8 protein-coding genes are annotated in these 4859 nt (G+C 64.7%); 2 read left to right on the forward strand and 6 right to left on the reverse strand.

Features of this window, described 5'->3' with window-relative positions:
• Both AC1DRP_RS34950 and gfa read right to left on the reverse strand, forming a co-directional pair.
• Window positions 1-402, reverse strand: a 402-nt coding sequence (locus AC1DRP_RS34950; protein WP_476770937.1) for an alcohol dehydrogenase catalytic domain-containing protein, incomplete at its 3' end; no start/stop codon positions are given.
• Between the two features lie 27 nt (window positions 403-429).
• Window positions 430-1008 (reverse strand): S-(hydroxymethyl)glutathione synthase, encoded by a 579-nt coding sequence (gene gfa, locus AC1DRP_RS34955; RefSeq protein ID WP_441493153.1) that lies wholly within the window; start codon window positions 1006-1008, stop codon window positions 430-432.
• A gap of 262 nt (window positions 1009-1270) precedes the next feature.
• Here gfa and AC1DRP_RS34960 point away from each other — a divergent pair, with 262 nt between their 5' ends.
• Both AC1DRP_RS34960 and AC1DRP_RS34965 read left to right on the forward strand, forming a co-directional pair.
• On the forward strand, window positions 1271-2281 hold the full coding sequence (locus AC1DRP_RS34960; RefSeq protein ID WP_476770938.1) for an AraC-like ligand-binding domain-containing protein: 1011 nt from the start codon (window positions 1271-1273) through the stop codon (window positions 2279-2281).
• 188 nt (window positions 2282-2469) lie between these two features.
• Complete coding sequence (locus tag AC1DRP_RS34965; protein ID WP_441493151.1) at window positions 2470-2670, forward strand: hypothetical protein; 201 nt, start codon at window positions 2470-2472, stop codon at window positions 2668-2670.
• Between the two features lie 27 nt (window positions 2671-2697).
• Here AC1DRP_RS34965 and pqqE read toward each other — a convergent pair whose 3' ends face one another.
• From pqqE to AC1DRP_RS34985, 4 genes are all read right to left on the reverse strand, one after another.
• Window positions 2698-3768, reverse strand: a complete 1071-nt coding sequence (gene pqqE / locus AC1DRP_RS34970; protein ID WP_476770939.1) for a pyrroloquinoline quinone biosynthesis protein PqqE — start codon at window positions 3766-3768, stop codon at window positions 2698-2700.
• Window positions 3769-3824: 56 nt separating this feature from the next.
• Entirely contained in the window at window positions 3825-4118 is a 294-nt protein-coding gene (pqqD, locus tag AC1DRP_RS34975; RefSeq protein ID WP_441493150.1) for a pyrroloquinoline quinone biosynthesis peptide chaperone PqqD, read from the reverse strand.
• Window positions 4119-4488: 370 nt separating this feature from the next.
• Window positions 4489-4704, reverse strand: coding sequence for a pyrroloquinoline quinone precursor peptide PqqA (gene pqqA, locus AC1DRP_RS34980; protein WP_441508410.1), 216 nt, complete (start codon window positions 4702-4704; stop codon window positions 4489-4491).
• A partial coding sequence (locus tag AC1DRP_RS34985) for a DUF1194 domain-containing protein (RefSeq protein WP_476770940.1) occupies window positions 4691-4859 on the reverse strand: 169 nt, incomplete at its 5' end. The genes pqqA and AC1DRP_RS34985, both read right to left, overlap by 14 nt.

Here is a 4859-nt window from a genome sequence, read left to right on the forward strand (position 1 = left end):
GTGGAAGACCTCGCCGCCGTTGCAGGAGAAGCGCGAGGTGCCGTCCGGCATCACGCCCTGGCCTTGCGTCGCGCGGATCGCGGTGCAGAGATTGGTGCGGCGTGACAGGCAGCTTTTGCAATTCCGACATTCCGGCGTGTAGAGCGGAATGACGTGGTCGCCGACCTTGAGCGTGGTCACGCCGGCGCCGACCTCGCGGACGATGCCGGCGCCCTCATGGCCGAGGATCGCCGGGAACTTGCCCTCCGAATCCATGCCCGACAGCGTGTAGGCGTCGGTGTGGCAGATGCCGGTCGCCATCACCTCGACCAGGACCTCGCCCGCCTTCGGTCCGCCGATCTCGACCGTTTCGATGGTCAGCGGCTTCCGCGCCTCCCAGGCGACGGCTGCGCGTGTCTTCATGACCCGGGCCCTCCCAAGCAATCCCGATCAGGATTTCAGAACCCCCGACGCCTTTGCGATATGGGTGGAGATGAAATCCATCAGGGGCGGGGAGAGGCAATCATAGGGCTCGAGGCGAATTTCGCGCAGGCGTGCGCGTACCGCGCCCTGATTGGCCGGATCGGCCCCCGACTCGATGATCGAGGAAACGAAGGCGGCAAATTCCGGGGGCGACCAGCCGGTTTCCGGCGACAATTCGGTATGAACGAAATCAAGCCCGTAGAACGGATGGGCAGCCTTCTCGATGCGCCCGTACATATGGACGCCGCAGCCCTTGCAGGCGTGGCGCTGGATCGTGGCGGACTCATCGACGATCGCGAGCTTGTCGCCATTCTCGATCACGGTCACCTTGTTGCGCGGCGCCACCGCGACCATCGCAAACAACGCGCCCTTGGGCTTCCAGCATTTCGTGCAGCCGCAGGCGTGATTATGGGCCGATTGCGAGTCGACGCGGACCTTTACCGGGCGGTCCGTGCATTTGCAGACGAGCGTTCCGCCCTTGAAATCGGCGGAAGCCGGCGGGAGGCCGCGATCGATCGAGGGATGGATGGCAACGGTCTGGGTCATGATTTCGTCCTCCCTGTCGYCGGTATGATCACGCGTCTGGAACCACCTCGATCCCGCGCATGGAAATCCGGTGCTCGTCTACATGCGTCTGATGGCGCATGTCCGGCGTGCAATGTGGTATTTTTCTCTTCGCGACGCTTGCCCTAAAGGGAAGCATCCCTTGTCTGCCCGCGAAGACACGCCCCGGCCGGACGCGCCGAAGGCCATTCCTTGTGAGGGGGCGGCGATGTAGAGTGGCACGGTCGAAGCGGAATGCGCGACAATGACCCACGCGATCATATCCTTGAGCACCGCCACGACAGCGGCTCCGCTGCGGTCCGAGTACTGGGCTCAGGCGCTGGGCACGCTATGCGGGCCGCTTCGCGTCGATGCCTTCGGGGCCGGCACGATCGACGGGCATATCGATTATGCGACGATCCGGCGGCTGCGGCTCTGCCAGATCGAGGTCAGCCAACACCGGATCGCGCACCCCGCTTCATGCACTGAGCTGGGCGGTCGCCCGATAAAGGTGCTGTTTCAGACCGATGGCACCTCGCTGTTCGAGCAGGATGGCCGCCATTGCGTCATCACGCCCGGCGACTGTCTGATCTACGACGTGTCCAGGCCCCATGTGATCACGAGCGCGGCCCTGACGAAGCATCATGTCGTCATCATACCCCGGCAATTGCTGGAGCAACGTGGCGTGTCGCTCGATCCGCTCCTGGCGCAACAGGTTTCGGCTCGCGAAGGCGCGGGCCGCCTGGCCCATGATTTCGTCCTGTCCGCCTTTAACGAGGCCCCGGCACTGGCGGCGGGCTGCGAAGTCCAGGTCGCCGACACCTTGCTCGATCTCGTGCTGATGCCCTTCCTTTCGCAAACGTCCTTCAGGACCTCGGGGCGCGCGGCTCTTTCATCCCGGATCAAGGCCTTCATTCGCGAGAACCTGAGCGATCCGGACCTGGGCATCGAGCAGCTCTCGTCGGCCTTGGATTGCACGAAGCGCTATCTCCACATGTCCTTTGCCGATGAAGGCACGACGATCACCAGCTACATCTGGCAAGAGCGTCTGGAGAAATGCCTGGAAGAGCTCGAGTTCGGTTCGCGAACGGGCAAGACCCTGACCGATATCGCCTTTTCCTGGGGCTTCAGCAGCTCCTCGCATTTCACCCATCTGTTCAAGAAGCGCTACGGCATGCCGCCTTCGGCCATCCAAAGGCAGGCCGGTGATCCTGCGGGCTTCGGCCACGCCCCGCCAGTCGAACGGGGCAGCCTTGCGAGCGGTCCCCGAGGCTGATCACAAGCATGATCCGCTCTTGGCGGTTCAGGCAGATGCTCCAGCGCGGCAGCCTCCCCTATGCGCTGCCCGTTGGTCTTCGCATTTCCCGTCAAAGACCTGTAGGATGAGCCTCTCCGATGGCGGCTGGCGCGCGGTCTGCCTCGTCGTCGGACGGGCTGGGCCACGCAAAAGTGGGGGAGCAGTCGATGCTTGCGATCGTCATTTCGGTTTGCCTCGTCACGGACCCCTCGATTTGCCGGAATGAGCGGATTCCGCTGGCGATCACTGTCTCGCCGAACCAGTGCGCGAAGAGCGCGGCGCCCTATGTCGCGCAATGGAATGGCGAACATCCCGACTGGCGCGTCGTCCGCTGGCGCTGCGCCGGCGCGGATGAGAAGGACATTTGACGCGAGGGGCGCCTGGAGACGGTTGCGTCAAACGCCCTGATAGGTCCGGTAGATGAAATCGCTGCGCTCGGAGGCGGCTTCGGCTTCCGCCAGCGCAACGACCTCGCGATGCAGCGGCGACAATGAGCAGGCAGGGTCGGTCGCGGCCGCGTCGCCGGCCAGCGCCATGGCCTGGCAACGGCAGCCACCGAAATCCAGCTCCTTGCGCGCACAGCTGCGGCAGGGCTCCTGCATCCAGTCCGTGCCGCGGAAGGCATTGAACGCCCTGCCGCGATACCAGATCTCCGACAGGCTGGCGTCGCGGACATTGTCGAAGACCAGCCCCGCTATCGTCTCGGCCGCATGACAGGGCAGGGCGCGCCCTGTCGGCGTGATGTTCATCAACCGCGTGCCCCAGCCGCCCATGCAGGCTTTCGGGTAGCGGGCATAGTAATMGGGCAGCACGCAATCGATGACGAGGCGCCCGGCCGTGCGGCTTCTTGCCTCCTCGACATCCACCATCGCAGCTTCGACCTGCTTGCGCGTCGGCATCAACCTGGCGCGGTTGACCAGGCCCCAGCCGTAATACTGCACATGCGCGATCTCGATGCGCGCAGCACCCCATTCTTCCGCAAGCTCTACGAAGGCCGGAATCTGCTGCACGTTGTCCCGATGCACGACGGCATTGACGGTGAGCCGCAATCCGAGCCGGGCGATGGCGGCAGCGACTTCATGCTTGCGCTGCCACGCGCCCGTGTAACCGGCAACGCGATCGCAGGTTTCGGCATCGATCGCCTGAATGGAAAGCTGGATATGGTCGAGGCCCGCCTCAGTGACCGCGTCCAGCACGGCCGGCTGAAAGCCGACGCCGGAGGTGATCATGTTGGTATAGAGCCCGGCTTGATGCGCATATGCGACCAGTTCGGCGATGTCGCGCCGCAGCATCGGCTCGCCGCCCGAGAAATAGATATGCAGCACGCCGAGCGCGGCAGCCTCATCGATCAGCCGCTTCCACTCGGAGGTCGCGAGTTCGCCCGAGCGCCTGTCGAGCTCGAGCGGGTTGGAGCAATAGGGGCAACGCAGGGAACAGCGATGCGTCAACTCCGCCAGCAAACCCATCGGCGGCTGCAATTCGGGCCGAGCAGGCTGGGTCTGTGGAAGCGTCTCGACATCGCTCACAGGTCGACCATCCTTTGATCGGCAAGGCCGCGCAGGAACGTCATGACGTCGGCGGCGATCTCGTCCCGGTCCGCGTCGAAGGTCGTCGCCAGATCCTGGACGATGGTTTCGACGCAACTCACCCCATCGATGCGCTGCAGGATCTCGAGCGCCATCTCATCGGGCTCGAACACGCGCTCGGGACCGAGAAGGAACCATTGCCGGCGGCTATCATCAAAGCGCAGGCGCACGCCACGGGGCAGTACCGGGACGATGCTCGCGACGTCAGCGGTCGTAATGCCAGCAGTCATGGGCCAGCGCCTCGTTCAGGTTCGTCAAGCGTATCGGTGCCAGGGGCTCGATGGCGGGATCGACGCCAGACCTGCCGCGACCACGCCGCCACGGCTGGGGGGCACCTCAACCCGTCGCCTCCACTGTCGAGCGCGCGCCGGACCGCCCATCGTGTGACAGCAAGCGCAGGGCACAGCACGCGCGGCTATGAGCCCGCCATCCGCGATGCTCACAAATAGACGCCGCTTGCGACCGCACCCGACGGCTTCCCGCCTGACACGTGAACGGACACCAACAATCCCATCGTGGCAGCCATCCCCGACGGCGGAACCGGGCGCCAGCGCCCGCAACCGCTCCCGGGTCGACGGCCTGTTACTCAGAACGGACGCTTCAGAACTGTGCCGGAGCGTAAGACGTCACTTCGCAGCCGACTGTCACTTCGATGATTGCGGGTTTTTTCCACTTGCGCATGATCGGTTTCTCCAGATCGTCGCCAGCCTTCTCAAGAGTAGGCGCCGGGAGCCTACACCCGCCGGCAGCCTGTTGCAAACAGAGCCCGCCGTCTGTCCGGAAACTCACTGGCGAGGGCCGATCAGGGCTGTTCATGCGCGGCAAGGCGCGAGGGCGGGCGGCCCGGAGCGGCGGGCCATGCGCTGATCTCGGTGATGAATTTTTGCCGGAAGGCCCGCCCGAAATCCTCAAATCCCTGCGCCGGGAGCACGAAGGCGCCGGGGCCGCCGACGACGTTCTCGCCATACCAG

This window comes from Allobosea sp. 01N443 (assembly GCF_056399325.1).

Coding starts and splice junctions, on each gene's coding strand:
- AC1DRP_RS34960 (WP_476770938.1), top strand. CDS start 1,271: ATGACCCACGCGATCATATCCTTGAGCACCGCCACGACAGCGGCTCCG.
- gfa (WP_441493153.1), bottom strand. CDS start 1,008: ATGACCCAGACCGTTGCCATCCATCCCTCGATCGATCGCGGCCTCCCG.
- pqqA (WP_441508410.1), bottom strand. CDS start 4,704: ATGAACAGCCCTGATCGGCCCTCGCCAGTGAGTTTCCGGACAGACGGC.
- AC1DRP_RS34965 (WP_441493151.1), top strand. CDS start 2,470: ATGCTTGCGATCGTCATTTCGGTTTGCCTCGTCACGGACCCCTCGATT.
- pqqD (WP_441493150.1), bottom strand. CDS start 4,118: ATGACTGCTGGCATTACGACCGCTGACGTCGCGAGCATCGTCCCGGTA.